Source organism: Streptomyces sp. 17_S59, assembly GCF_056930295.1.
Genome location: NZ_JBXOWD010000001.1, coordinates 5,588,364 through 5,614,309 on the forward strand (window position 1 = coordinate 5,588,364; position 25,946 = coordinate 5,614,309).

Here is a 25,946-nt window from a genome sequence, read left to right on the forward strand (position 1 = left end):
TAGAATTCCGGAGCACGCACCTAGGAGCCCACCCATGGCGACAGACCTCAAGGGCCGCCACTTCCTCAAGGAGACGGACTTCACCGCCGAGGAGTTCCGCAGCCTGATCGAGCTGGCCGCGGAGCTGAAGGCCGCCAAGCGGACGGGCGTCGAGGAGCCCCGGCTCCGGGGCCGCAACATCGCCCTGATCTTCGAGAAGACCTCCACCCGCACCCGTTGCGCCTTCGAGGTCGCCGCCGCGGACCAGGGGGCCCGCACGACCTATCTCGACCCGGCGGGCTCCCAGATCGGGCACAAGGAGTCGGTCAAGGACACCGCGCGGGTGCTCGGCCGGATGTTCGACGGCATCGAGTACCGGGGCCACGGCCAGGACGTCGTCGAGGAGCTGGCCGCGAACGCCGGCGTCCCCGTCTTCAACGGCCTCACCGACGAGTGGCACCCCACCCAGATGCTCGCCGACGTGCTCACCATGACCGAGCACACCGCCAAGCCCCTGGAACACGTCGCCTACGCCTACCTCGGCGACGCCCGCTACAACATGGGCAACTCCTACCTCATCACCGGAGCCCTCCTCGGCATGGACGTCCGCATCGTGGCGCCGGAGGACCTCTGGCCGGCGCCCGAGGTCGTGGCGCAGGCCCGGAGCCTGGCCGAGACGAGCGGCGCCCGGATCACCCTCACCGACGACGTCACCGAGGGCGTGCGCGGCGCCGACTTCGTCGCCACCGACGTCTGGGTCTCGATGGGCGAGCCCAAGGAGGTCTGGGACGCCCGGATCGCCCTGCTGCGGCCCTATGCCGTCACCATGGACGTGCTGCGTGCGACCGGCAACCCCGCGGTGAAGTTCCTGCACTGCCTGCCGGCCTTCCACGACCTCGGCACCTCGATCGCCCGCGAGATCCACGAGCGGCACGGGCTGACCTCCCTCGAAGTGACCGACGAGGTCTTCGAGTCCGTCCACTCGGTCGTCTTCGAGGAGGCCGAGAACCGGATGCACACCATCAAGGCCGTGCTGGTGGCGACGCTGGCCGACTGACGCCCGGCGTGAGTGCGCGACAAGGGGACGGGTGGCCCGCGGGACCGTGCTGCCCGTTCCCTATCGCGCACTCGTGACGACAGTCACAGAGCGGTGATAACTTCACCGGGCAGGCACCAGCCCCTCCCGGCTGAAGGAGGCCGTGCTCATGAGCCCGTTCACCGGCTCCGCGTCCCGCACCGAGCAATGGCGGCACCTGCGACTGGCCGTCGACTCCGGCGTCGCCACCGTCACCCTCGCCCGCCCCGAGAAGCTCAACGCCCTCACCTTCGGCGCCTACGCCGACCTCCGCGACCTCCTCCCCGAGCTGGCCCGCGACGGCTCCGTACGGGCCCTCGTGCTCGGCGGGGAAGGGCGCGGCTTCTGCTCCGGCGGCGACGTCGACGACATCATCGGCGCCACCCTGGCCATGGACACCGGCCGGCTCCTGGACTTCAACCGCATGACCGGACAGGTCGTACGGGCCCTGCGCGACTGCCCCTTCCCCGTGATAGCCGCCGTGCACGGGGTCGCCGCGGGCGCCGGGGCCGTGCTCGCCCTCGCCGCCGACTTCCGGGTGGCCGACCCGACCGCCCGCTTCGCCTTTCTCTTCACCAAGGTCGGTCTCTCCGGCGGCGACATGGGCGCCGCCTACCTCCTGCCCCGTGTCGTCGGCCTCGGCCACGCCACCCGGCTCCTCATGCTCGGCGAGCCCGTGCGCGCCGCCGAGGCCGAGCGCATCGGCCTCGTCAGCGAGCTGGCCGCGGAGGGCGCCGCGCCCGCCGCCGCACAGGCCCTCGCCCGCCGCCTCGCCACCGGCCCCGCCCTCGCCCACGCCCAGACCAAGGCGCTGCTCACCGCCGAACTCGACATGCCGCTCTCCGCCGCCATCGAGCTGGACGCGGCCACCCAGGCCCTCCTGATGAACAGCGCCGACTACGCCGAATTCCACACCGCCTTCACCGAGAAACGGCCCCCCGAGTGGCAGGGGCGGTGACCACGCCCACGGCCGCCCGCGTCGCCGTCATCGGCGGCGGCCCCGGCGGCCTCTACGCCGCCGCACTGCTCAAGCGGCTCGCCCCCGGCCGCGACATCACCCTCTGGGAGCGCAACGCCCCCGACGACACCTTCGGCTTCGGCGTCGTCCTCTCCGACGAGACCCTCGGCGGCATCGAGAGCGCCGACCCGGTCGTCTTCGCCGCACTGCGCAAGGAGCTGGTGCGCTGGGACGCCATCGACGTCGTCCACCGGGGCCGCACGCTCACCTCCGGCGGCCACGGCTTCGCCGCCCTCGGCCGTCACCGGCTCCTGGAGATCCTCCACGAGCGCTGCCGCGACCTCGGCGTCACGCTGCACTTCCGCACCGAGGCCCCGCCCGCCGCCGAGCTGGCCCGCTCGTACGACCTGGTCGTCGCCGCGGACGGGGTGCACAGCCGCACCCGCGACGCCCACCGGGACGTCTTCCGCCCCACCCTCACCATGCACCGCTGCCGCTACATATGGCTCGCCGCCGACTTCGCCCTCGACGCCTTCCGCTTCGAGATCGCCGAGACCCCGCACGGCGTCATGCAGCTGCACGCCTACCCCTACGGGCCGCAGGCCAGCACCGTCATCGTCGAAATGCACGAGGAGGTCTGGCGCCGGGCCGGCCTCGACGCGGGCGACCCCCTCGACCGGTGCCCCCGCCACTTCGCCACCCTCCGCGGCCGGACCCTGCTCGGCTCCGGCCACTCCGCCTGGACGGCCTTCCGCACCGTCGTCAACGAACGCTGGTCGCACGGCAATACGGTCCTGCTCGGCGACGCCGCCCATACCGCGCACTTCTCCATCGGCTCCGGCACCAAGCTCGCCGTCGAGGACGCCCTGGCTCTCGCCGGCCACCTGGACCGCGCCCCCGCCGTGGCCGAGGCCCTGGCCGCGTACGAGGCCGAACGGCGCCCCGTCGTGGAGTCCACGCAGCGCGCCGCCCGCGCCAGCCTGGAATGGTTCGAGGAACTCGCCGGGCACGTCGGGCGGCCGCCCCACCGCTTCGCCTTCGACCTCCTCACCCGCAGCCGCCGCGTCACCCACGACAACCTGCGCCTGCGCGATCCGGGCTTCGTCGCCGCCGTCGAGCACGAGGCCGGCATCCCGCCCGGCACGCCCCCGATGTTCACGCCGTTCCGGCTGCGCGGCCTGACCCTGCGCAACCGGGTCGTGGTCTCCCCGATGGACATGTACTCCGCCACCGACGGCACACCCGGCGACTTCCACCTCGTCCACCTCGGCGCGCGGGCCCTCGGCGGCGCCGCGCTCGTCATGACCGAGATGGTCTGCGTCAGCGCCCGGGGCCGCATCACCCCCGCCTGCACCGGTCTCTACGCCCCCGAGCACGAACGGGCCTGGCGCCGCATCACCGACTTCGTGCACGCCGAGGCGCCCGGCGCGGCGATCGGCGTACAGCTCGGGCACTCCGGCCGCAAGGGCTCCACGCGCCGCATGTGGGACGGCATCGACCTGCCGCTGCCCGGCGGGAACTGGCCGGTCGCCGCGGCCTCGGCGCTGCCGTACCGTCCCGGCGTGAGCCAGGTCCCGCACGCCCTGACCGTCCCCGAACTCGGCTCGATACGTGACGAGTTCGTCCGCTCGGCGGAGTCGGCGGCCCGGGCCGGATTCGATCTGCTGGAGCTGCACTGCGCGCACGGCTATCTGCTGTCCGGCTTCCTTTCGCCGCTCACCAACCGCCGCGAGGACGCCTACGGGGGCGGGCTCGCCGGGCGGCTGGCCTTTCCGCTGGAGGTGTTCGACGCGGTACGGGCCGCGTGGCCCGCGGAGCGGCCCATGACGGTGCGCATCTCGGCCACGGACTGGGCCGACGGGGGCATGACCGCGGAGGACGCCGTGGTCGTGGCGCGGGCCTTCGCGGCGCATGGGGTGGATGCGGTGGATGTGTCGACCGGCCAGGTCGTGTTCGGCGAGCGCCCTGCGTACGGGCGTTCCTACCAGACACCGTTCGCGGACCGGATCCGGCGGGAGGTGGGGATGCCGGTGATCGCGGTGGGTGCGATTTCGTCGTGGGACGACGTGAACTCGCTGATCCTGGCGGGACGGACGGATCTGTGCGCGCTGGGGCGGCCGCATCTGTACGACCCGAACTGGACGCTGCACGCGGCGGCGGAGCAGGGGTATGCGGGGCCGGGGGTGGGGTGGCCGGTGCCGTACGGGGCGGGCAGCCGCAGACCGCCGACGGGGCGGGGCTGAACTTCAGCCCGTCTGGGGGCACCTCCCAGCGGTAGCTGGGGGAGTTTGAGGACCGGGGGTCCGGGGGCAGAGCCCCCGGTTTCGGGAAGGGGCGGGATCGGGGAAAGGACCCCCCGCCCTACACCAGCGCCGGCCGTACGAACTGCGCCCCGGCATCCCGCAGCCGTGCATGCAGCGCCGCGAAGACCCTCGCCGCCCGGCTCCCCGGCCACTCCGCCGGCAGCAGCGACGCCGGCAGTCCCGGGTCCGCATACGGCAGCCGCCGCCACGAGTCCAGCGTCAGCAGGTAGTCGCGGTAGGCCGCCTCCGGCGGCACGGGGCGGCGGCGCGACCAGCGGCGCAGCACGGGCTCGTGGGTCTCCAGGAACGCCCGGTGCTGCTTCGCCAGGGCTTCCAGGTCCCACCACCGTGCCACGGCCTCGGCAGTCGGCTCGAAGCCCAGGTGCCGGCCCCGGAACAGGTCGACGTAGCCGTCCAGGCCGAGCCGCTCCAGCGTGTGCCGCGTCTCCTCGTGGACGTGGGCCGGGGCGATCCACACGCCCGGCGCCGCCGTGCCGAAGCCCAGCCGCGCCAGCCGGGAGCGCAGCAAGTGCCGCTTGTGCCGCTCCTGTTCGGGAACGGAGAACACGGCGAGCAGCCAGCCGTGGCCCTGCCGCGCGGCGGGGCGGCCGTAGATGCGCCGGTCGCCGTCGTCGAGCAGTTGCCGGGCGGCGTCCGACAGCCCGTACGCCGCCGCCCCGTCCGTCGTGCGGCCCGCGACGAGCAGGCCGCGCCGCTTGAGCCGGGAGACGGCGGACCGCACCGACGGCGAGTCGACGCCCACCGCTCCCAGCAGCCGGATCAGCGCCGCGATCGGCACCGGGCCGACGGGGGCGCCGACGCCACCGCGTCCGTACGCGCCGTAGAAGGTGACGATGAGGGACCGGGGAGTGTGAGGCGGTTGCTGGTCAGTCACGGGGAAACTGTAAAGGGCCCGCGCGCAGCAGGAATCGGCGCACTTTGCCGGTGGGCGTGCGGGGAAGGGCGGCCAGGAACTCGATTTCGCGAGGGCACTTGTACGGCACCAGCTCCTTTTTGGTGAACTCCCGCAGGCAAGCAGCGGTTTCTGAGGTGCACGGCACTCCGGCCCGCAACACCACGTACGCCACGACGACTTGGCCCCGGCGCTCGTCCGGGTGGCCCACGACGGCCGCTTCGAGGACGTCGGGATGGCGCAGCAGCGCCTCCTCCACCTCGGGCCCGGCGACGTTGTAACCGGCCGAGACGATCATGTCGTCGGCGCGGGCCACGAAGCGGAAGTAGCCGTCCGGCTCGCGGACATAGGTGTCGCCCGTCAGGTTCCAGCCGTCGCGCACGTACTCGCGCTGGCGCTCGTCGGCGAGGTAGCGGCAGCCGGTGGGGCCGCGCACGGCCAGCAGCCCGGGGGTGCCGTCGGGCACGGGCGCACCGTCGGGGCCGATGACGCGCGCCTCGTAGCCGGGCACGGGGAGGCCCGTCGCGCCGGGGCGCACCAGGCCGTCCGCGGCGGAGACGAAGATGTGCAGCATCTCGGTCGCGCCGATGCCGTTGATCAGGCGGAGCCCGGTCGCCCGCCGCCACTCGTGCCACAGAGCCGCGGGCAGATGCTCGCCTGCGGAAACGCATCTTCGCAGGGACGAGATGTCGTACGGGCCCAGCCGCTCGAGCAGCGCGCGATAGGCAGTGGGCGCGGTGAACAGCACCGAGACGCGGTGCCGTTGGACGTCGGCGAGGAGCCGGTCGGGTCCGCGCCAGTCGGTGAGCAGGGTCGCGGCGCCCGCCCGGAGCGGGAAGACGAGGAGCCCGCCGAGGCCGAAGGTGAAGCCGAGCGGCGGGCTGCCCGCGAAGACGTCCTCGGGGTGAGGGCGCAGCACCCGGGCCGAGAAGGTGTCGGCGACGGCGAGCACGTCGCGGTGGAAGTGCACACAGCCCTTGGGGCGTCCGGTGGTGCCGGAGGTGAAGGCGATGAGCGCGACGTCGTCGGCGGAGGTGTCCAACGCCACATAGGATGCGGGTTTGTTTGCCGACTGTCGCAGAAGGTCGTCGGGTGTCATACCGCCGTACAACGTAATCCTTAAGTGTGGCACCTTGGCGGCGACCAGGTCGTCGGCCGATCGGGTGTCGCAGAGCGCGTGCCGGACGCGTGCCAGCCGGCAGACCTCCGCCAGCTCGTGCGGGCGGTGCGCGGCGAGGACGGTCACCGCCACCCCGCCCGCCTTCATCACCGCGAGCCAGCAGGCCGCCAGCCAGGGCGTGGTGGGGCCGCGCAGCAGGACCCGGTTGCCCGGGACGACGCCCAGCTCCCCGGTCAGCGTGTGCGCGATCCGGTCGGCGCACGCCTTCAGCTCCCCGTACGACCACACGCGGCCCGCGCCGTCCAGCACGGCCGGGCGGCCCGGCCCCAGCCGCCGCACCGTCGAATCGAGCAGCTCGGCGCCGCAGTTGAGCCGGTCGGGGTAGTGCAGCCCCGGCGAGCCCGCGAGATCGAAGCGGAGATCGGGCCACTGCCCGGCGGGCGGGAGGTGGTCGCGGGGAAAGGTGTCGACATGGGCCGACGGCTTGAGTTCCATCGCGGATGCGCCCCCTTGCTTCGGGAGCCGAGCGGAAACGAGCGGTAACGGGCAGAAATGAGCGAAAGTGAGCAGAGGCGAGCAAGAACACGTGGAGCCGAGCGGAAGAGGGAGGTGAACCAGGGTCTTGCCAGCGGCGTGGCTCCGCTGTCAGCGTAGCGAGATGGTGACGGCAGTCAACAGAGCGCGATAACGGGCGCAGGGGTGATCGCCACAAGGCCACGGCCTTGCGCGCCGGGAGGGGTGGGCCGGTGACCACACCGTTCGCACTGGACCCCGAGCAGCTGGCCTGGTGCGCCGAGCTGCGCACGCTCGCCGCGCAGCGGCTGCGGCCCCTGGCGGGCAAGGGCGAGCCCGGCCGCGTCAACCGCCCGCTCGTGGCGGCCCTCGGCGAACTGGGCCTGCTGGAGCGGGTCCTGCCCGCCGACGGGCCCGTACGCGCCGTGGACCTGTGCCTGCTGCGAGCCTCGCTCGCGCAGGAGTGCACGGAGGCCGAGACGGCCCTCGCCCTCCAGGGCCTCGGCGCACACCCCGTCGCCCGCTCCGGCACCCCCGCACAGCGCTCGCGCTGGCTGCCGGAGGTCGCGGCCGGCCGGGCGGTCGCCGCCTTCGCGCTCAGCGAGCCCGGCGCGGGCTCCGACGCGGCGGCCCTCGACCTGCGGGCCGAGCCGGAGCCCGGCGTGCCCGGCTGGCGGCTCACCGGCGAGAAGTGCTGGATCTCCAACGCCCCCGAGGCCGACCTCTATACCGTCTTCGCCCGCACCGGCCCGGCGCCCGGCGCCGCGGGCGTCACCGCCTTCCTGCTCCCCGCCGACCGCCCCGGCCTCGGCGGCGAGCCGCTGGAGCTGCTGAGCCCGCACCCGGTCGGCACGCTCGTCCTCGACGCCGTCCCGGTGGGCCCGGAGGACGTGCTCGGCGAGGTGGGCGGCGGCTTCCGGGTCGCGATGGCGACGCTGGACCTCTTCCGCCCGAGCGTCGGGGCGTTCGCGGTCGGCATGGCGCGGGCCGCCCTCGACGCGGCACTGGCCCACGCCGCCGAACGCCGGGCGTTCGGCGGCCCGTTGAAGGACCTCCAGGCTGTATCCCACCGGCTGGCCGAGATGGCCACCCGCACCGAGGCCGCCGCCCTGCTCGTCCACGCGGCCGCGGCGGCCTACGACGCGGGGGAGCCCCGCGTCGCCCGCCGCTCCGCGATGGCCAAGCTGTTCGCCACCGAGACCGCCCAGTACGTCGTCGACGCGGCCGTGCAGATCCACGGCGCCCGGGCCCTCCGCCGCGGGCACCTCCTGGAGCACCTCTACCGCGAGGTGCGCGCCCCGCGCATCTACGAGGGGGCCAGCGAGGTCCAGCGCACGATCATCGCCCGCGAGCTGTACCGGGAACGAGGCGGGCGACCGACTGGGGAACTGCGCGAGGAGCCGCGCCGATGACCGTCGAGCGCACCAACCCCCCGGACCTGTCGCCGCCCACCGGCTTCACCCACGCCGTCACCGCGACCGGCGGCCGCCTGGTCTTCCTCGCCGGCCAGACGGCGCTCGACGAGCGCGGCGACGTCGTGGCGGGGGGCCTGCCCGAGCAGTTCGAGCGGGCGCTGGCCAACCTGCTCGCCGCGCTGCGGGCCGTTGGGGGCGAGCCCCGGCACCTGGCGCGGGTGACCGTCTACGCCACGGACGTGGCGGCGTACCGCGCGCACGCCCGGGAACTCGGCGCGGTCTGGCGGCGCTTGGCGGGCCGGGACTACCCGGCGATGGCCGTGATCGGCACGACCCGGCTGTGGGACGAGGCGGCCCTGGTCGAGCTGGACGGGGTGGCCGTGCTCCCCTGACCGTTCGGGCCGGTGTACGGTCGGTACCGGTCCGCGTCCACGGCCACGTAGGGGCAGGGCGCGGACGGGCAACAAACAGCGGCGGCAAGGGCCGGCCGGGACGAGCGAAGGCAGGGTGGCGGTTCGATGGCTCCTCGTCGGAGTGCCGACCCCGGCACGCTCACCTTCACGGAGCGGGCCCGCCGGCAGCAGATCGTCGAGTGCACCATCGACCTGATCTCCACCAGGGGCTATCCGGCGACCTCGCTGGCGGCGATCGCCGAGGAGGCCGGCATCTCCAAGGCCGCCGTCCTCTACCACTTCTCGTCGAAGGACAACCTCACCCGGGCCACGCTGGAGCACGTCCTGGAGCGGTTCCGGGCGTACGTCGAGGAGCGCCTGGCGGGGGAGTCCGACCCCGTCGCGGCCGTCGTCGCGTACGTCCGCGCCATGATCGGCTACCAGCAGGCCAACCGCCGCCACGTCCGCGTGATCACCGAGATGCTCCTGGACGACAAGGGCGGCACCGAGCTGAAGACGCCGGGCTCCCACGACACCGGCGGCCGCTGGCAGCACCTGGCCGGCCTCCTGGCCGCGGGGCAGGAGGCCGGCGCGCTGCGCGAGTTCGACACCCGTACGGTCGCGCTCGCGATCGGCGGTGCGCTCGACAACGTCATCTCGCACTGGCTCGTCCACCCGGACTACGACCTCGATGCCGCGACGGACGAGCTGGTGGCGTTCACGCTGAACGCCATCGGGCGCCGGGACTGACCCCCGTCCGGTCCCGGCACCCCGATCGCTGCCCCGCTCAGCCCCGCGCGAAGGCGGGAGCGCGCTCGGGACGTATCCCCATGCCGCCGATGTAGCCCGCGACACTGGCCAGGAACGGCAGCCTCCGCATCAGCCGGAACGGTACCGGCAGCCGCTCGGGGTCGAGGGTGCCGTCGAGGGCGGCGCGCAGCAGCGTCTCGTGCTCGCTCTGCTGCGCCTTCTGCACGGCCGCCGCCGGCATCATGCGCCGCTTCTGCACCCGGGCCAGGTCGTGCACGCAGACGGTGCCCTCCCGCAGCGGTGCGGCGAGGATCCGGGCGGCCGCGACCGCGTCCTGCACGGCGAGGTTCACGCCCACGCCGCCGGTGGGCGACATGATGTGCGCCGCGTCGCCGATGCACAGCAGGCCCGGCCGGTACCAGCGGCGCAGCATGCCCATGGTCACGTCCAGCAGCTTGACGTCGTCCCAGGAGCGGATCGCGTCCGTCACCTCCGTTCCCCAGCCGAAGAGTTCGCCCAACTGCTCGCGGAACCACTCGATGCCGTTGGCGCGCAGCTGCGCGTCGCAGCCCTTCTTGATGAGGTAGGAGGTCTGGTAGTAGTCGCCCCGGTCCATGGTGACCGCGAACTGGTTGCCGCGGAACCGCATGAAGATCCGGCCGTCCTTGGTGACGTCGGGCTGCACGGGGACGCGGATGTTCCACACGTCCATGGGCACGTCGGCGTAGTCCGGGCGCAGCCCGGCCGCCTCGCGCACCGCCGAGTCGCGGCCGTCGCAGGCGACGACGAGGTCCGCGGCCAGTTCGCCGGGCTCGCCGTTCTCGTCGCCCTCGTCCACGTAGCGCACGCCCGTGACCCGGGCACCCTCGGTGCGCAGGCCGGTGACGGCGGTGCGCATGCGCAGGGTGAAGGAGGGCTCGTCGGCCGCCGAGGCCGCGAGCAGATCGAGGAAGTCCCACTGCGGGACCATGGCGATGTACTTGTGCGGGCCCGGTATGCGCCGCATGTCGGCCATGGTGAGGACGGTGTCGCCGAGGTGCATCCGCACCTCCTCCAGCTTGCGCGCCGGGAGTTGTGCGAACTGCTCGCCCAGGCCGAGTTCGTCGAGCAGGCGCAGCGTCGACGGGTGGACGGTGTCCCCGCGGAAGTCCCGCAGGAAGTCCTTGTGCTTCTCCAGGACGGTCACTTCGACGCCGGCCCTGGCCAGCAGCAGTCCGAGCATCATGCCGGCGGGTCCGCCCCCCACCACGCAGCACGTGGTGCGTTCCATGCCTTTCACTCCCCTCAGCGCACGGCCATGACTGACCTAGTGGTCAGTACTCTGACCGATCGGTCAGTCGCAGTTTAGGCATGTCCGCCGGAGAACGACAACGGCCCCTCTGACCGGGCCGGTTCGGCAGGTCGGAGGGGCCGCTGGGAAGGAAGGTGCGGCGATTGAGTGCTAGATGTCCCGGAAGGTCTCGATCTGGGCGCCGATGGAGTTGAGGCGCTCGGCCAGGTCCTCGTAACCCCGGTTGATGACGTAGACGTTGCGCAGCACGGAGGTGCCCTCGGCCGCCATCATCGCCAGCAGGACGACCACGGCGGGCCGCAGCGCGGGCGGGCACATCATCTCGGCGGAGCGCCAGCGGGTCGGGCCCTCGACGAGCACCCGGTGCGGATCGAGCAGCTTGACGTCCGCGCCGAGGCGGTTGAGGTCGGTGAGGTAGATGGCGCGATTGTCGTAGACCCAGTCGTGAATGAGGGTCTGGCCCTGGGCGAAGGCGGCGATGGCCGCGAAGAAGGGCACGTTGTCGATGTTGAGGCCGGGGAACGGCATCGGGTGGATCTTGTCGATCGGCGCGACCAGCTTGGAGGGGCGCACCGTCAGGTCCAGCAGCCGGGTGCGGCCGTTGTCCGCGCGGTACTCGGGGCTGCGCTCGTGGTCGAGGCCCATCTCCTCGAGGACGGCCAGCTCGATCTCCATGAACTCGACCGGGACCCGGCGGATCGTCAGCTCGGACTCGGTCACCACGGCGGCGGCGAGCAGGCTCATGGCCTCCACCGGGTCCTCCGAGGGCGCGTAGTCCACGTCGCGGTCGATGGTGGCCACGCCGTGCACGGTGAGCGTCGTGGTGCCGACGCCCTCGACGCGCACGCCCAGCTCCTCCAGGAAGAAGCAGAGGTCCTGGACCATGTAGTTGGAGCTGGCGTTGCGGATGACGGTCACGCCGTCGTGGCGGGCGGCGGCCAGCAGGGCGTTCTCGGTGACGGTGTCCCCGCGCTCGGTCAGCACGATCGCCCGGGTGGGTGCGACCGAACGGTTGACCTGGGCGTGGTACGTGCCGTCGGTGGCCGTGATCTCCAGGCCGAAGTGGCGCAGGGCCGTCATGTGCGGCTGGACCGTACGGGTGCCGAGGTCGCAGCCGCCCGCGTACGGAATCTTGAAGTGGTCCATGCGGTGCAGCAGCGGCCCCAGGAACATGATGACGCTGCGGGTGCGGCGGGCGGCCTCGGTGTCCATGGCGGCCAGGTCGAGTTCGGCCGGCGGCACGATCTCCAGGTCGTTGCCGTCGTTGATCCAGCGGTGCCGGACGCCGATGCTCGCGAGCACCTCCAGGATCCGGTAGACCTCCTCGATCCGCGCGACGCGCCGCAGCGTGGTGCGGCCGGCGTTGAGCAGCGTGGCGCACAGCAGGGCAACGCAGGCGTTCTTGCTGGTCTTGACGTCGATGGAGCCGGAGAGCCGGCGTCCGCCGACGACGCGCAGATGCATCGGCCCCGCGTAACCGAGGGAGACGATCTCGCTGTCGAGCGCCTCGCCGATGCGGGCGATCATATCAAGGCTGATGTTCTGATTTCCCCGCTCGACGCGGTTGACCGCGCTCTGGCTGGTCCCGAGCGCGTCCGCGAGCTGGCTCTGGGTCCAGCCGCGGTGCTGGCGCGCGTCACGGATGAGCTTGCCGATGCGGCCGAGGTAGGCGTCTGTCATGAGTCAGACGGTATCTCAGATATGAGATTTCTTCGCCCCGGCGCATGGCTACCCACTTGTTCTACTACTATGCGAATAACTCGGAGGTGTCATGAACGTGTCCGCATCGCTCGCGAAGAACGCACGTCAACCTGTGGTCGTAGCCGCCCCGTATGTGGTCGGTACAGCCGTGTTTATGACTGTTTTTAATAAATCCCGTGACCGTCTGCCGGACCCGCTGGCGGTGCACTTCTCCGGCGGAGGCGCCGCCGACGGGTACTCCGCGCTGGACTCGTTCCCGTACACGGCGCTGGCCCTGCTGCTCGTGCCGGGTGCGCTGTTCGTGGCGTTCGCCTGTGCGACGGGAAGCGGGCGCACGAGACCGCTGGTCGCCATCGCGTACGCGATGGCCGGGCTCATGGCCTTCGTCGACACCTCGATAGTCGTGAGCAACGCCGGGGCGGCCACGGCCGAACAGGTCCGGCTGCCCCTGTGGGAACTGCTCGCGGCCCTGGTCGTGGCCGTGGCGGCGGCGGGACTGGGGTGGCTGCTGGCGGGGCTCGTGGGCCGCGCCGCACCGTCGGAGGCCGGTCCGAAGACCGCCGCGCCGCCCGCCTCCCGGCTGCCGCTGGGCGCGGGGGAGAGCGCGGTGTGGACCGCGTCCGTCGGCTCCCGCCCCCTCCGCATCGTGGGCGCGGTACTGACCGTACTGGGCGCGGCACTTGCGGCACTCGTGCAGTGGGGCGCGGGTCTCGGCCTGCTCGGCGGCGGGCTGCTGACGCTGGCTCTGTCCGCCGCCCGGGTCACCGTCGACCGCCACGGCCTGACCACCGGCCTGCCCTGGCTGCCCAGGCCCCGGGTGCGGATCCCCCTGGCCCGCATCGCATCGGCGGAGAGCCGGCGCATCGATCCCTTCAAGGACCTGGGCGGCTGGGGCTACCGCGCCGTGCCCGGCCGCAGCGGCATCGCATTCCGCTCCGGCGAGGCAGTGGTGGCGCGGCTGACCACCGGCAGCGAGTTCGTCGTGACGGTCGACGACGCGGCGACGGCGGCCGCGCTGCTCAACACCCTCGCGGACCGGGCCCGTACCGGGAGCGGGGGCTGACGTGCTGATCCGTCTCGACCACGCTTCCTCCGTCCCGCTGGGCGACCAGATTGCCGCGGCCGTGCGCGGCGCGATCGCCGACGCGACCGTACGCACCGGCGAACGCCTGCCCGCGGCCCGCGCCCTGGCCGACTCGCTGGGGGTCAACGTCCACACGGTGCTGCGGGGCTACCAGCGGCTGCGCGAGGAGGGCCTGATCGAGCTGCGCCGCGGCCGCGGCGCGGTGGTGAACGCCGACGGCATGTCCGCGGGCCGGGCCCGGCTGCTGGAGGGCGTCCACGAACTGGTCTCGGACGCGCGGGCGCTGGGGATGTCGGACGAGGACGTGCTGGAGCTGGTGCGGACGGGGCTGGCGGGGGCGTAGGCGGGACCCCATCGGCCGGGTCCCGCGCGCGGTCAGAACTTGGTGGTGTCCAGGTCGAGGTCGAAGGGGGCGGGGAGGTGGACGGGAGCGCCGAAGGGGTGGGGGCCGTCGACCTCGGTGTAGCCGAGCTTGCCAGGCTCGCTGAAAAGCGTGCACGAACGCTCCTGGCGGTCGACGAGGAGGTACAACGGAGCGCCGTATTCCGCGTAACGGCGGCGCTTGACGATCCGGTCGGTGTCGCCGTTGGAGTTCGAGGTGACTTCGACGATCAGCAGGGTCTGGTCGGGAAGCAGGGCCCCTGCATCTTCGGCCAATTCCTCTGGTACGACAGCCACATCAGGGACGTACCAGTTGGGGGTGCCGGGAAGATCCAGGTCGCCCGAGCCCATGATGCAACCCAGCTTGTCCACTGTGGAATCGAGCTGCCTGCGGATCGAGTTCGCTGCGGCTTCATGGCCCCAGCTCGGCGACATCAAAGTGATAACCCCCTCGACGATCTGCACCCGGTCCACCTCGAGGTGCTTGATCGCGTACTTCAGCGCGACTTCGGGGTCGTCAGCCGCGTAATCGTGGGGCTGTGCGCTCATCGGTCCTCCCGTGGACATCGTGACAGCAGCATGACGACCGTCCAGGGTCTACAGCAATCGGCATCGCGGACCGACCCATTCGGCCCACACATCACTTGTACTGGTGAGTCAATCCCTGGGGGCCCCGGACCGGCGTGCCTGCCGTACTTCGTGGTGAATCGCCCAGGCGTCCGCGACCGGGCCCAGGTGCCCGAGCTTGTCGGGGTTGATCACCGAGCGGATCGTCTGGACCTGCCCGTCGAGGACGTCGAGCGCCAGGGCGTGGAGCACCTTGCCGTCCCGGTCGCGGAAGAGCGCGCCCGGCTGGCCGTTGACCTCGTGCGGCTCGAACGCCACGTCGACCCGGGCCAGCAGGGGGACGAAGGCGGCGAGCAGCCGGGCCACCTTCTCGGCGCCGACGACGGCCCTGGCCAGCTGCGGGGCCTTGCCGCCGCCGTCGCCGACCATCGACACGTCGGCGGCGAGCAGTTCCTGGAGGCCGGCGACGTCGCCTTCGCGGAGGGCGTCGAAGAACCGCGACGCCAGCTCGTCCCGCTCCTTGCGGACCGCTTCGAAGCGCGGCCGCCCGGCCTGCATGTGCCGCCGCGCCCGCACCAGCAGCTGCCGGCACGCCGACTCCGAGCGCCCCACCGCCGCGGCGACCTCGTCGAACCCGAAGCCGAACACCTCCCGCAGCACGAACACCGCCCGCTCCAGCGGGCTCAGCCGTTCCAGCAGCAACAGCGCCGCCATCGACACCGAGTCGGCCAGCTCCACCGCCCGCGCCGGATCCTGATACGGATCGCTCAGCAGCGGCTCGGGAAACCACGGGCCCACGTACTCCTCCCGCCGCACCCGCGCGGAACGCAGCACGTCGATCGAGATCCGCGTCACCGCGGCCGACAGATAGGCCTTGGTCGACGTGGGCCGGGTCGACGAGCCGTCGAAGCGCAGCCACGTCTCCTGCACCGCATCCTCGGCCTCACCCACACTGCCCAGAATCCGGTAGGCGATCGAGAACAGCAGCGGCCGCAGCTCCTCGAACTCCTCGACCTTGCTCACGCCGGAATCCCCTCCCTTTCGAATCCTTCGAAGGATTCTCACCCGGGGGCTGGGGGCCCGCTGCGGGCCCCCAGCCGGTTGCCGCTACCGCTCAGTGGAACTGACCGGGCACGTAGTCGCCGGCAGGCTGCTGGTTGATGATGTTCATCCGGTTCGCCGCGTTCATGAAGGAGACCAGCATCACCAGGGCGGCGAGCTGCTGCTCGTCGTAGTGCTTGGCGGCGTTCGCCCACACCTCGTCGCTGACCCCGTCGGCCGCATCGGCGACCCGGGTCCCCTGCTCCGCCAGCTCCAGTGCGGCGCGCTCGGCCTCGGTGAAGACCGTGGCCTCCCGCCACGCCGCGACCAGGTTCAGCCGCACCGAGGTCTCGCCGGCAGCGGCGGCGTCCTTGGTGTGCATGTCGATGCAGAAGGCGCAGCCGTTGATCTGGCTCACGCGCAGCGCCACCAGCTCCTGCGTGGCGGCCGGCAGCGGCATCTCCTTGATCGCCTTGCCCGCTGCCATGAGGTGCTTGATGGCCTTGCCGGCGGCCGGGTCGGCGAGAAGGTTCAGTCGCGCGTTCATGGGGTGCTCCTCCGTGGTTGTCGGTGGCTACACCCATGAGACGGGGCAGCCCGAGCCCCTGTGACATGACCGCATGTGACCTGCGTCTCCCGGCTGCCCGGCCCCCCTAGTGGCCCATCAGGGCATGACCGGGCCGCAGCGATGTACTAGAGTTATCTCGACATCGAGATATCTGCCGAGAGGCGTACCGCTGTCGCGCCAGTAAGGCGTACCTAACTTAGGCACACCTTAGCGGATCTGCGCGGTGTCGGGGCGGCAGGATGGCCGCAGTACGCGAATTCATGCATGAAGGAGACTGTCGTGTCGGCGAACAGCTTCGACGCCCGCAGCACGCTGCAGGTGGGCGACGAGTCGTACGAGATCTTCCGGCTGGACAAGGTGGAGGGCTCGGCCCGCCTGCCCTACAGCCTCAAGGTCCTGCTGGAGAACCTGCTCCGCACCGAGGACGGCGCGAACATCACCGCCGACCACATCCGTGCCCTCGGCAACTGGGACTCGCAGGCCCAGCCGTCGCAGGAGATCCAGTTCACGCCGGCCCGCGTGATCATGCAGGACTTCACCGGTGTGCCCTGCGTCGTCGACCTCGCCACCATGCGCGAGGCCGTGAAGGAGCTGGGCGGCGACCCGGCGAAGATCAACCCGCTGGCCCCGGCCGAGCTGGTCATCGACCACTCCGTTATTGCCGACAAGTTCGGCACGAAGGACGCCTTCGGCCAGAACGTCGAGCTGGAGTACGGCCGCAACAAGGAGCGCTACCAGTTCCTGCGCTGGGGCCAGACCGCCTTCGACGAGTTCAAGGTCGTCCCCCCGGGCACCGGCATCGTCCACCAGGTGAACATCGAGCACCTGGCCCGCACCGTCATGGTCCGCAACGGCCAGGCCTACCCCGACACCCTGGTCGGCACCGACTCGCACACCACCATGGTCAACGGCCTCGGTGTGCTGGGCTGGGGCGTCGGCGGCATCGAGGCCGAGGCCGCGATGCTCGGCCAGCCGGTCTCCATGCTGATCCCGCGCGTCGTCGGCTTCAAGCTGACGGGCGAGCTGCCCACCGGCACCACCGCCACCGACCTCGTCCTCACGATCACCGAGATGCTGCGCAAGCACGGCGTCGTCGGCAAGTTCGTCGAGTTCTACGGCGAGGGCGTCGCCGCCACCTCGCTGGCCAACCGCGCCACCATCGGCAACATGTCGCCCGAGTTCGGCTCCACCGCCGCGATCTTCCCGATCGACGGCGAGACCCTGAACTACCTCAAGCTCACCGGCCGCTCCGAGCAGCAGGTCGCGCTCGTCGAGGCGTACGCCAAGGAGCAGGGCCTGTGGCTGGACCCGGCCGCCGAGCCCGACTTCTCCGAGAAGCTGGAGCTGGACCTCTCCACGGTCGTCCCCTCCATCGCCGGCCCGAAGCGCCCGCAGGACCGCATCGTCCTCGCCGACGCCAAGGCGCAGTTCGAGCGTGACGTCCTCAACTACGTCTCCACCGCCGACGAGGCGGGCGAGGAGTCCTTCCCGGCCTCCGACGCCCCGGCCACCACCGACGGTGTCCCGTCGAACCCGGTCACCGTCACCGCCCCCGACGGCACCACCTACGAGATCGACCACGGCGCCGTCACCGTCGCCGCGATCACCTCCTGCACCAACACCTCGAACCCCTACGTCATGGTCGCCGCCGCGCTCGTGGCCAAGAAGGCGGTCGAGAAGGGCCTGACCCGCAAGCCGTGGGTCAAGACCACCCTCGCCCCGGGCTCCAAGGTCGTCACCGACTACTTCGACAAGGCGGGCCTGACCCCCTACCTCGACAAGGTCGGCTTCAACCTCGTCGGCTACGGCTGCACCACCTGCATCGGCAACTCCGGCCCGCTGCCGGAGGAGGTCTCCAAGGCCGTCAACGACCACGACCTGGCCGTCACCTCGGTCCTGTCCGGCAACCGCAACTTCGAGGGCCGGATCAACCCCGACGTCAAGATGAACTACCTGGCCTCCCCGCCGCTGGTCGTCGCGTACGCCCTCGCGGGCTCCATGAAGGTGGACATCACGCGCGACGCCCTGGGCATCGACCAGGACGGCAACCCGGTCTTCCTGAAGGACATCTGGCCCTCCGAGGCCGAGGTCAACGAGGTCGTGGCCAACGCCATCGGCGAGGACATGTTCAACAAGTCCTACCAGGACGTCTTCGCGGGCGACGCCCAGTGGCAGGCCCTGCCGATCCCGACCGGCAACACCTTCGAGTGGGACACCGAGTCCACCTACGTCCGCAAGCCCCCGTACTTCGAGGGCATGCAGATGGAGCCGGCCCCGGTCCAGAACATCACCGGCGCCCGCGTCCTGGCCAAGCTGGGCGACTCGGTCACCACCGACCACATCTCCCCGGCCGGTGCGATCAAGGCCGACACCCCGGCCGGCCAGTACCTGACGGAGCACGGCGTCGAGCGCCGCGACTTCAACTCGTACGGCTCCCGCCGAGGCAACCACGAGGTGATGATCCGCGGTACGTTCGCCAACATCCGCCTGCGCAACCAGATCGCGCCGGGCACCGAGGGCGGCTTCACCCGCGACTTCACGAAGGCCGACGCCCCCGTCTCCTTCATCTACGACGCCTCGCGCAACTACATCGAGCAGGGCATCCCGCTGGTCGTCCTGGCCGGCAAGGAGTACGGCTCCGGCTCGTCCCGCGACTGGGCCGCCAAGGGCACCGCGCTGCTCGGCGTCAAGGCCGTCATCGCCGAGTCCTACGAGCGCATCCACCGCTCCAACCTCATCGGCATGGGCGTCCTGCCGCTCCAGTTCCCGGAGGGCGCCTCGGCGGAGTCCCTCGGCCTGACCGGCGAGGAGACCTTCTCCTTCGCTGGCGTGACCGAGCTGAACGACGGCACCACGCCGCGTACGGTCAAGGTCACCACCGACACCGGTATCGAGTTCGACGCGGTCGTCCGCATCGACACCCCCGGTGAGGCGGACTACTACCGCAACGGCGGCATCATGCAGTACGTGCTGCGAAACCTGATCCGCAAGTAAGCGGTACGGCAATGCACGACGGAGGCCGCACCCCGATCCGGGGTGCGGCCTCCGTCGCGTTCGCCCCGCGGGCCTACTCGGCAAGCAGCTCGATCTCCGCCAGCGTCGCCGTCCCGTCCGGCACCAGCCGGTACCGCGCGTACGGGCCCGGGTGCGCCACCGTGAAGACGCGTGTCTGTCTGTCCCACGCGAACTGCTCGCCCGAGCGGCGGTCGACGTCCTGCCACGTCACGCCGTCCCGCGAGCCCTGGAGCAGCCACCCGGTCGGCGCCTTCGCCCGGTCCGCGGACGTCAGCGTGTACTGGAGCGCCCGTGCCGAGCGCGCCAGGCGCAGCTCTGCCGTCGCGAACGTCGCCGCCGTCGCCGACGTGTCGTCGACCAGCCGTGCGCCGTCGCCCTCGCCGCCCGTCGTCACCACCTCCGTCCGCGGGCTCGTGACGTCCGTCCGGGGCGTCGGGATCGCGTCCCCTTGCGTGAGGGACGTCGGGCCCGCGTTCTCGCCGCTGCCCCAGTTCGACGGGCGCGGGCCCATCGTGAACTCCAGCGTGCCGCCCTTCGCCAGGAGCGCGTGCGGCAGCGCCGTGGAGTCCCAGTCCCGGCCGTTCAGCCGCACCGACTGGACGTAGACGTTGCGGGCGCTGTTGCGCGGGGCCCTGACGGTCAGCTCCCGGCCGTTGTCCATGCGGACCGTCGCCTTCGTGAAGAGCGGCGAGCCGATCGCGTACTCCCCCTGGCCCATCACCAGCGGGTAGAAGCCCAGCGCACCGAAGACGTACCAGGCCGACATCTCGCCGTTGTCCTCGTCGCCCGGGTAGCCCTGGCCGATCTCGCTGCCGAGGTAGAGGCGGGAGAGGACCTCGCGGACCTTCTCCTGGGTCTTCCACGGCTGACCGGCGGCGTCGTACATGTAGGCGATGTGGTGCGAGGGCTGGTTGCTGTGCCCGTACATGCCCATGCGGACGTCCCTGGCCTCGGTCATCTCGTGGATGAGGCCGCCGTACGAGCCCGCGAATTCGGGGCCGCCCGTCTCGGGGACGGTGAAGAAGGCGTCGAGCTTCTTGGCCAGGCCCGCGCGGCCGCCGTGCAGGTTGGCCAGGCCCCGGGTGTCCTGGGGGGCGGTGAAGGCGAAGTTCCAGCCATTGGTCTCGGTGTAGTCGTAGCCCCAGACTCTCGGGTCGTAGGCGTCGGGTGCCAGGCGCCAGCCGCCGTGCTCGTCCCTGCCCTGGAAGAAGCCGATCCGCGGGTCGAAGAGCTTCACGTAGTCGCGGGCGCGGTTGAAGAAGTAGTCGGACTCCTCGCGGTAGCGGGGCTTGTGGGTCTTCTCGTACAGGGCCCGGCCCATCTTCGCCAGGCCGAAGTCGTTGAGGTAGCCGTCCAGGGCCCAGGACATGCCCTCGCGGGTCTTCGTGCTCGTGTAGCCGAGGAAGACCGAGGTGTCCATGCCCTTGCGGCCCGTGCCGGGGCTGTCCGGGGCGACGGTCGCGTTCTTGAGCGCGGCCTCGTACGCCGCCTCCGCGTCGAAGGACACTCCCTTGACGTACGCGTCGGCGAAGGCGACGTCGGAGCTGGTGCCCGTCATCAGGTCCGCGTAGCCGGGGGAGGACCAGCGGGAGATCCAGCCACCGTCCTTGTACTGCTGGACGAAGCCGTCGACCAGCCGCCCGGCCTGGCGGGGCGTCAGGAGCGCGTACGCCGGCCAGGCGGTGCGGTAGGTGTCCCAGAAGCCGTTGTTGACGTACACCTCGCCGTCGGTGATCCTCGCCCCGGTGCGGGTGGGGGTGCTCGTGCCGACCGGCGGGGAGAAGGGGCTGGCGTAGCGGGGGACGGGCCGGCCGGCCGTGCCGGTGTTCTCGGAGCCGGAGTTGGGATACAGGTACAGGCGGTACAGGCTGGAGTAGAGCGTGGTGAGCTGGTCGCGGCTCGCGCCCTCGACCTGGATCCGGCCGAGGAGGGCGTCCCAGGCGGCGCGGGCGCGGTCGTGGACGCGGTCGAAGGAGGTGCCGTCGGGGATCTCCTGCTCCAGGTTGGCCCTGGCCTGGTCGGCGCCGATCAGGGACGTGGCGATGCGCAGGGTGACGGTCCGGTCGTCGTCGCGGGCGAAGCGCAGATAGCCGGTCACGTCGTCGCCGCCCTTGCCGTCGCCCTTGAGCATGCCGCTCGCGGTCACGGGCGCGTCGAAGACCCCGTACACGTACATCCGGCCCGCCCCGGTGGACAGCCCGCTCCGCACGTCCGACCAGCCGCTGAAGGAGGAGTGCTCGGGATCGAGGACCAGGCCGCCCTGGCTCTTGACGTTGTCCATGATCACTGCGGCGTTGTCGCCGGGAAAGGTGAAGCGCATCATCGCGGCGTGGTCGGCCGGGGCGATCTCGGCCTGGAGGCCGTTCTCGAAGGTCACGCCGTAGTAGTGGGGCCGCGCGGTCTCGCGGGAGTGCCGGAAGGGGAGCGCCCGGGTCCCGCGCGCGGCGTCCGGGGTACCTGCCGCGATCGTGGGCATGACCTGGAAGGTCTGCCGGTCGCCCATCCAGGGGCTGGGCTCGTGGCTGGCGGCGAAGGCCTGGACGGTGGGCAGGTTGTCGGCGTTGTTGGCGGCCGCGTACTGGTAGATCCAGTTGGTCGAGCCCGCGTTGGTGACCGGCGTCCAGAAGTTGAAGCCGTGGGGGACGGCGGTGGCGGGGAAGGTGTTGCCGCGGGAGAAGTTCGAGCTGGAGTTCGTGCCGCGCGTGGTGAGCGCCCAGTCCGCGGGGTGCGCCGGGGGACGCTCCTGCCGGGCGGGGGCGATCGAGATGTCGTCCACCCAGCCCCGGAACTTCGCGGGGCCCACGGGCGAGTCGTACGCGACGAGGATCCGCGCCACGGTCTTGCCCGCGGCCACGGTCCCGATGTCCGACTCCTTGTTGTTCCACTGGTTCACGTACAGCGTCTTCGAGGCGGCCTGCCCCTGCGGCGTCAGCCGGGCGCCGTGCTGGTCGACGGCGGGCAGCTCGCTCAGATAGGTACCGTCGGTGAAGGCGAGGTCGAGCGAGACGTGTGTGGCGGGATAGCGGGGGTCCTGCTCGGGCATGGCGGGGAAGACCCGGTACGACAGCACGGTTCTCGGCGTGACCCTGGTGCGCACGTCGAAGACCTTGTTGTACGAGTAGCCGCGCCCGGTGGCCTGGTGCGTGCCCCCGTAGCGGAGCGCGTGGGTGCCGGAGAAGCCCGCCCGGGCCTTGGCCGTGGGCGAGCCGGTGGGGCCGCGGTCGACGTAGGTGCGCATGTCGGCGGGCGGAGGGCCGCCCGAGTCGCCGGTTGCGAACTGCACCTCCGCCAGCTGGATGATGGGCTCTCCGTTGTTGCGGGTTATCTCCAGGCGGAAGTGCCGGTAGGCGGCGGTGCCCGCGAAGGAGAACTCCCGTGTCTGGAGGCGGCTTTCGAAGATCTCGTCCTGGCGGGAGTCCAGGACCGTCCAGTCGTGGCCGTCGTCGGAGCCCTTGAGGGTCCAGTCCCGCGGGTCGCGGCCGGGGGCGTCGTTCGCGGAGGTCAGGGCGTACCGCACGGCCTTGACGGGCTCGGAGAGCTGGAACTCCAGCCAGGCCGTCCGCTCGAAATCAAGCCATTTGGTGGCACTCTCGCCGTCGACCAGGTTCTCCTTGACCTCGCCCGCCTCGGTGTGCTCGCCGCTGGCGCGGACGGCGACGACCTTGTCGGTGACGCCGCCGGGGATGCCGCTGATGTCCTCGCCGTCGACCCCGGCCGCCCGGGGCCGCCCGTCGGGGCCGGTCTCGACGGCACTGCGCCAATCGGGCTGCGGCTCGCCGGGCTCGAAGGAGGAGTGGAAGCGCTCGCCGACGGCTGCCGCCTCCGGTCCGCCCGGTGCCGCCGACGCGGCCGCGCCCTGCGGGACCTGAGCCGTCGTCATCAGTACGGTGGCCGCGAGGAGGGCCAGGGGACGGGCGAGCGTACGCCATCGGCGGTATCCGAGTCTGTGTCGCATCCCTGCCCTCTCCACGAAGCAGACAACGTTGTCACCCGAGTCGCAGCATGTTAAGTAGGGCTTGGGAGGCCAGTGGTGTCAAGGGTCTCGGGTCTGGTGTCGCGGTCCGGCCGGCGGCCGATAACGTGCGGGCGTGGTGGGGTCGTCGTGGGGACGCTGTGAGGGCGTCGCGCGGTCGTCGCGAGGTCTCAACTCGGGAAAGACTCACGGCCAAAGCTGCTTCTGATCTTGCCCAGTTGGCGAAGAGTGGACTATACCTGTCGGCGTCCGGGGCGGTTCTGTCCGCCGTGTGGATCCGGGGGAGAACGGCGGGCGGCGAAGCCGTACGCGTTCGTCTCGGCGGTCGTCCCCGGCGCATATCCAGCACGCGAGCGCACCAAGGCTTCTGCAGCACAGAGCTTCTGCACCACGCATCCGAACCACGCATCCGAACCACGTTTCAGCACCACTGCTTCAGCACCAAGCTTCAACTGACCCGCGGTGACGGGCCCTTCGTCCACGGCGCATGCACAAGGGGAGACCGCCGCACCGCCTGAGTCCTGGAGAAGGCGAGGACTTGAGCATGGGATCCACCCCGGAATTCAGCCGACGCGACCTGATCAAGCGGGCCGCGGCGATGGGACTGATCGCGGTTCCCGCGATGAGCGCACTGAGCGCCTGCGCGAGCAGCGGCGACAGCGGCGGCGACAAGCAGGTCGACAAGGGCAAGAAGACCGACAAGAACCCGCTCGCGGTCAATGAGAGCGCCCCCCTCGACGTCGTCATCTTCAACGGCGGATTCGGCGACCAGTACGCGAAAGACGCCGAGGCCGAATACAAGAAGGCGTTCCCCGGCGCCCAGGTGAAGCACTCCTCCACCCAGGACATCCAGACCGAACTCCAGCCCCGCTTCAACGGCGGCACGCCACCTGACCTCATCGACAACTCCGGTGCCAAGCAAATGGACATGGGCACCCTGGTCGGCAAGAACCAGCTGACCGATCTCAACGCCCTCCTGGACGCCCCCTCCTTCGACGACCCGGCCAAGAAGGTCCGCGACACCCTGCGCCCCGGCGTCGTGGAGATGGGCCGCTTCGAAGGCCAGGAGACCTGGATCCTCTACTACGCCTACACCGTCTACGGCGTCTGGTACTCGAAGACCAATCTGCAGAAGCTCGACGCGCAGTACCCGGAAACCTGGGACGACATGCTCAAGCTCTGCGAGGCGGCAAAGAAGAAGGGCATCGCGGGCTGGACCTACGCGGGCAAGTACCCCTACTACCTGCCCTTCAGCCTCTACCCGTTCATCGCCAAGATCGGCGGTGTGCAGGTGCTCGACAAAATCGACAACCTCGAGCCCAACGCCTGGAAGGACCGCGCGGTCAAGGCCGCCTTCGAGGCGTACTACGAGCTGTACAAGAAGGGCTACATCCTCCAGGGCACGCCGGGCCTGACCCACATCGAGTCGCAGACGGCCTGGAACGAGGGCAAGGCACTGTTCATCCCGAACGGCTCCTGGGTGGAGAACGAGTCGAAGAAGACCACGCCGCAGGACTTCCGGATGGCGGTGGGGGCTCCTTCCAGCCTCGACAAGAGCGACAAGATGCCCTTCGGGACCATCTGGGCCTCGGGCGGCGAGCCCTTCATCGTGCCCAGAAACGCCAAGAATCCGCAGGGTGGCATGGAACTCCTGCGCACCATGCTCGGCAAGAAGTCCTCCCAGAACTTCATCAAGTCTGTGTCTTCACTGACGTCCTTCAACGGCGGCACCGACGGCCTCACCCTGCCGCCGGGCCTCGCCTCCTCCCAGGAAGCCCTCGCCAAGGCCGGCAAGAACGTCGTCAACCCCCGTATCCAGGACTGGTACGTCGCCCTCCAGAAGGAGAAGATCGGCGTCGGCGCGATCGGCGAGATGATGGCGGGCCGGCTGACCCCCGACGAGGCGATCGCCAAGATCCAGCGCTACGCCGACGACACCGCGAAGGACGACTCCGTCAAGAAGTACAAGCACAAGTGAGCGGGGGCCATGCAGCACGGTAAGTACCGCTTCATCGCGGGATTCCTGGTCCTGCCCCTGGCGATCTACGGCGTCTTCGTCATCTCGCCCTTCGTCCAGGCGATTTACTACTCCTTCACGGACTGGACGGGACTGAGCCCGGACTTCAAGATGACCGGGCTCAAGAACTACCAGCGGCTGTGGCACGACGACGTGTTCTGGAAGGCGGTGGGCCACAACGTCCTGCTGCTCCTGGTCCTGCCGCTGGTGACGCTGGGACTCGGGCTGTTCTTCGCGTTCATGCTCAACGTCGGCGGCCGTCGGCGGAAGAACGCGGCCGTGGCGGGCGTCCGCGGCTCGGGCTTCTACAAAATCGTGTACTTCTTCCCCCAGGTGCTCTCGATCGCGATCGTGGCCCTGCTCTTCCAGTTCGCGTACAACCCCAACAGCGGTGCGCTCAACTCCTTCCTGAGCGCGATCGGCCTGGACTCGGTGCAGCCCACGTGGCTGGGGGATCCGCGGCTCGCACTGTGGTGCGTGACAGCGGTGATGGTCTGGAGCAATGTCGGCTTCTACGTCGTGCTGTTCTCGGCCGGAATGTCCTCCGTCCCCAAGGACTTCTACGAGGCCGCGCTGCTGGACGGCGCCAATCGTGTCCAGACCTTCTTCCGGATCACGCTGCCGTTGCTGTGGGACACCGTTCAGACCGGCTGGGTCTACATGGGCATCATGGCGCTCGACGGATTCGCCGTCGTCCAGATCATGACGATGGGGCCGGGCGGCCCGGACTATTCGACCGAGGTGCTCTCCTTCTACCTCTACACGAAGGCGTTCCGGGACGGTCAGGCCGGATATGCCACGGCGGTGGGGGTTGCGCTGCTGATCGTCACCATGATTTTCGCGGGTGTTGTGATGCGGCTGGGCCGACGCGAGCGGCTGGAGTACTGATG

The 25,946-nt window shown here is 70.9% G+C and carries 19 protein-coding genes; 11 read left to right on the plus strand and 8 right to left on the minus strand.

What is annotated here, in order from left to right; all coding sequences use genetic code 11:
• Positions 1-34 precede the first annotated feature (34 nt).
• The 3 genes from argF to AC1Z4A_RS25415 all read left to right on the plus strand — a co-directional run bounded on the left by argF (position 35) and on the right by AC1Z4A_RS25415 (position 4,255).
• A complete protein-coding gene (gene argF / locus AC1Z4A_RS25405) occupies positions 35-1,036 on the plus strand; it encodes an ornithine carbamoyltransferase (RefSeq protein ID WP_483682177.1) in 1,002 nt (333 codons plus the stop codon).
• Between the two features lie 148 nt (positions 1,037-1,184).
• Positions 1,185-2,012: an enoyl-CoA hydratase family protein gene (locus AC1Z4A_RS25410; protein WP_483682178.1), complete on the plus strand. Its 828-nt coding sequence runs from the start codon at positions 1,185-1,187 to the stop codon at positions 2,010-2,012.
• Entirely contained in the window at positions 2,009-4,255 is a 2,247-nt protein-coding gene (locus tag AC1Z4A_RS25415; RefSeq protein ID WP_483682179.1) for a bifunctional salicylyl-CoA 5-hydroxylase/oxidoreductase, read from the plus strand. The genes AC1Z4A_RS25410 and AC1Z4A_RS25415 overlap by 4 nt, the downstream gene beginning before the upstream one ends.
• 118 nt (positions 4,256-4,373) lie before the next feature.
• Here AC1Z4A_RS25415 and AC1Z4A_RS25420 read toward each other — a convergent pair whose 3' ends face one another.
• Positions 4,374-5,210, minus strand: coding sequence for a PaaX family transcriptional regulator (locus AC1Z4A_RS25420; RefSeq protein WP_483682180.1), 837 nt, complete (start codon positions 5,208-5,210; stop codon positions 4,374-4,376).
• Complete coding sequence (locus AC1Z4A_RS25425) at positions 5,203-6,843, minus strand: AMP-binding protein (RefSeq protein ID WP_483682181.1); 1,641 nt, start codon at positions 6,841-6,843, stop codon at positions 5,203-5,205. Before AC1Z4A_RS25425 ends, AC1Z4A_RS25420 begins: the two co-directional genes overlap by 8 nt.
• Positions 6,844-7,094: 251 nt before the next feature.
• On the opposite strand from AC1Z4A_RS25425, the gene AC1Z4A_RS25430 reads away from it, so the two are divergent.
• From AC1Z4A_RS25430 to AC1Z4A_RS25440, 3 genes are all read left to right on the plus strand, one after another.
• Entirely contained in the window at positions 7,095-8,273 is a 1,179-nt protein-coding gene (locus AC1Z4A_RS25430) for an acyl-CoA dehydrogenase family protein (protein WP_483682182.1), read from the plus strand.
• A complete protein-coding gene (locus AC1Z4A_RS25435) occupies positions 8,270-8,668 on the plus strand; it encodes a RidA family protein (RefSeq protein WP_483682183.1) in 399 nt (132 codons plus the stop codon). The genes AC1Z4A_RS25430 and AC1Z4A_RS25435 overlap by 4 nt, the downstream gene beginning before the upstream one ends.
• 126 nt (positions 8,669-8,794) lie before the next feature.
• The gene (locus AC1Z4A_RS25440; protein WP_483682184.1) at positions 8,795-9,418 is read left to right on the plus strand and encodes a TetR/AcrR family transcriptional regulator; all 624 of its coding nucleotides are present in this window, start codon (positions 8,795-8,797) and stop codon (positions 9,416-9,418) included.
• A gap of 37 nt (positions 9,419-9,455) precedes the next feature.
• On the opposite strand, the gene AC1Z4A_RS25445 is transcribed toward AC1Z4A_RS25440, so the two are convergent.
• Positions 9,456-10,688: an FAD-dependent oxidoreductase gene (locus tag AC1Z4A_RS25445; protein ID WP_483682185.1), complete on the minus strand. Its 1,233-nt coding sequence runs from the start codon at positions 10,686-10,688 to the stop codon at positions 9,456-9,458.
• Positions 10,689-10,859: 171 nt separating this feature from the next.
• Complete coding sequence (locus AC1Z4A_RS25450) at positions 10,860-12,389, minus strand: helix-turn-helix domain-containing protein (RefSeq protein ID WP_483682186.1); 1,530 nt, start codon at positions 12,387-12,389, stop codon at positions 10,860-10,862.
• Between the two features lie 91 nt (positions 12,390-12,480).
• On the opposite strand from AC1Z4A_RS25450, the gene AC1Z4A_RS25455 reads away from it, so the two are divergent.
• Together AC1Z4A_RS25455 and AC1Z4A_RS25460 are read left to right on the plus strand one after the other, a co-directional pair.
• Positions 12,481-13,473, plus strand: coding sequence for a hypothetical protein (locus AC1Z4A_RS25455; protein WP_483682187.1), 993 nt, complete (start codon positions 12,481-12,483; stop codon positions 13,471-13,473).
• A gap of 1 nt (position 13,474) precedes the next feature.
• A complete protein-coding gene (locus AC1Z4A_RS25460; protein ID WP_483682188.1) occupies positions 13,475-13,837 on the plus strand; it encodes a GntR family transcriptional regulator in 363 nt (120 codons plus the stop codon).
• 32 nt (positions 13,838-13,869) lie between these two features.
• On the opposite strand, the gene AC1Z4A_RS25465 is transcribed toward AC1Z4A_RS25460, so the two are convergent.
• The 3 genes from AC1Z4A_RS25465 to AC1Z4A_RS25475 form a co-directional block, all read right to left on the minus strand.
• The gene (locus tag AC1Z4A_RS25465; protein WP_483682189.1) at positions 13,870-14,424 is read right to left on the minus strand and encodes a Uma2 family endonuclease; all 555 of its coding nucleotides are present in this window, start codon (positions 14,422-14,424) and stop codon (positions 13,870-13,872) included.
• A 108-nt stretch (positions 14,425-14,532) separates the two neighbouring features.
• A complete protein-coding gene (locus AC1Z4A_RS25470) occupies positions 14,533-15,465 on the minus strand; it encodes an RNA polymerase sigma-70 factor (RefSeq protein WP_483682190.1) in 933 nt (310 codons plus the stop codon).
• A 91-nt stretch (positions 15,466-15,556) separates the two neighbouring features.
• Positions 15,557-16,030, minus strand: a complete 474-nt coding sequence (locus tag AC1Z4A_RS25475) for a carboxymuconolactone decarboxylase family protein (RefSeq protein WP_483682191.1) — start codon at positions 16,028-16,030, stop codon at positions 15,557-15,559.
• 300 nt (positions 16,031-16,330) lie between these two features.
• Here AC1Z4A_RS25475 and acnA point away from each other — a divergent pair, with 300 nt between their 5' ends.
• Positions 16,331-19,045: an aconitate hydratase AcnA gene (gene acnA, locus AC1Z4A_RS25480; protein WP_483682192.1), complete on the plus strand. Its 2,715-nt coding sequence runs from the start codon at positions 16,331-16,333 to the stop codon at positions 19,043-19,045.
• Between the two features lie 73 nt (positions 19,046-19,118).
• On the opposite strand, the gene AC1Z4A_RS25485 is transcribed toward acnA, so the two are convergent.
• The gene (locus tag AC1Z4A_RS25485; RefSeq protein WP_483682193.1) at positions 19,119-23,021 is read right to left on the minus strand and encodes a GH92 family glycosyl hydrolase; all 3,903 of its coding nucleotides are present in this window, start codon (positions 23,019-23,021) and stop codon (positions 19,119-19,121) included.
• Between the two features lie 562 nt (positions 23,022-23,583).
• Here AC1Z4A_RS25485 and ngcE point away from each other — a divergent pair.
• Together ngcE and AC1Z4A_RS25495 are read left to right on the plus strand one after the other, a co-directional pair.
• Positions 23,584-25,017, plus strand: coding sequence for an N-acetylglucosamine/diacetylchitobiose ABC transporter substrate-binding protein (gene ngcE / locus AC1Z4A_RS25490; RefSeq protein WP_483682194.1), 1,434 nt, complete (start codon positions 23,584-23,586; stop codon positions 25,015-25,017).
• A gap of 9 nt (positions 25,018-25,026) precedes the next feature.
• Positions 25,027-25,944, plus strand: coding sequence for a carbohydrate ABC transporter permease (locus AC1Z4A_RS25495; RefSeq protein WP_483682195.1), 918 nt, complete (start codon positions 25,027-25,029; stop codon positions 25,942-25,944).
• Positions 25,945-25,946: the final 2 nt, after the last annotated feature.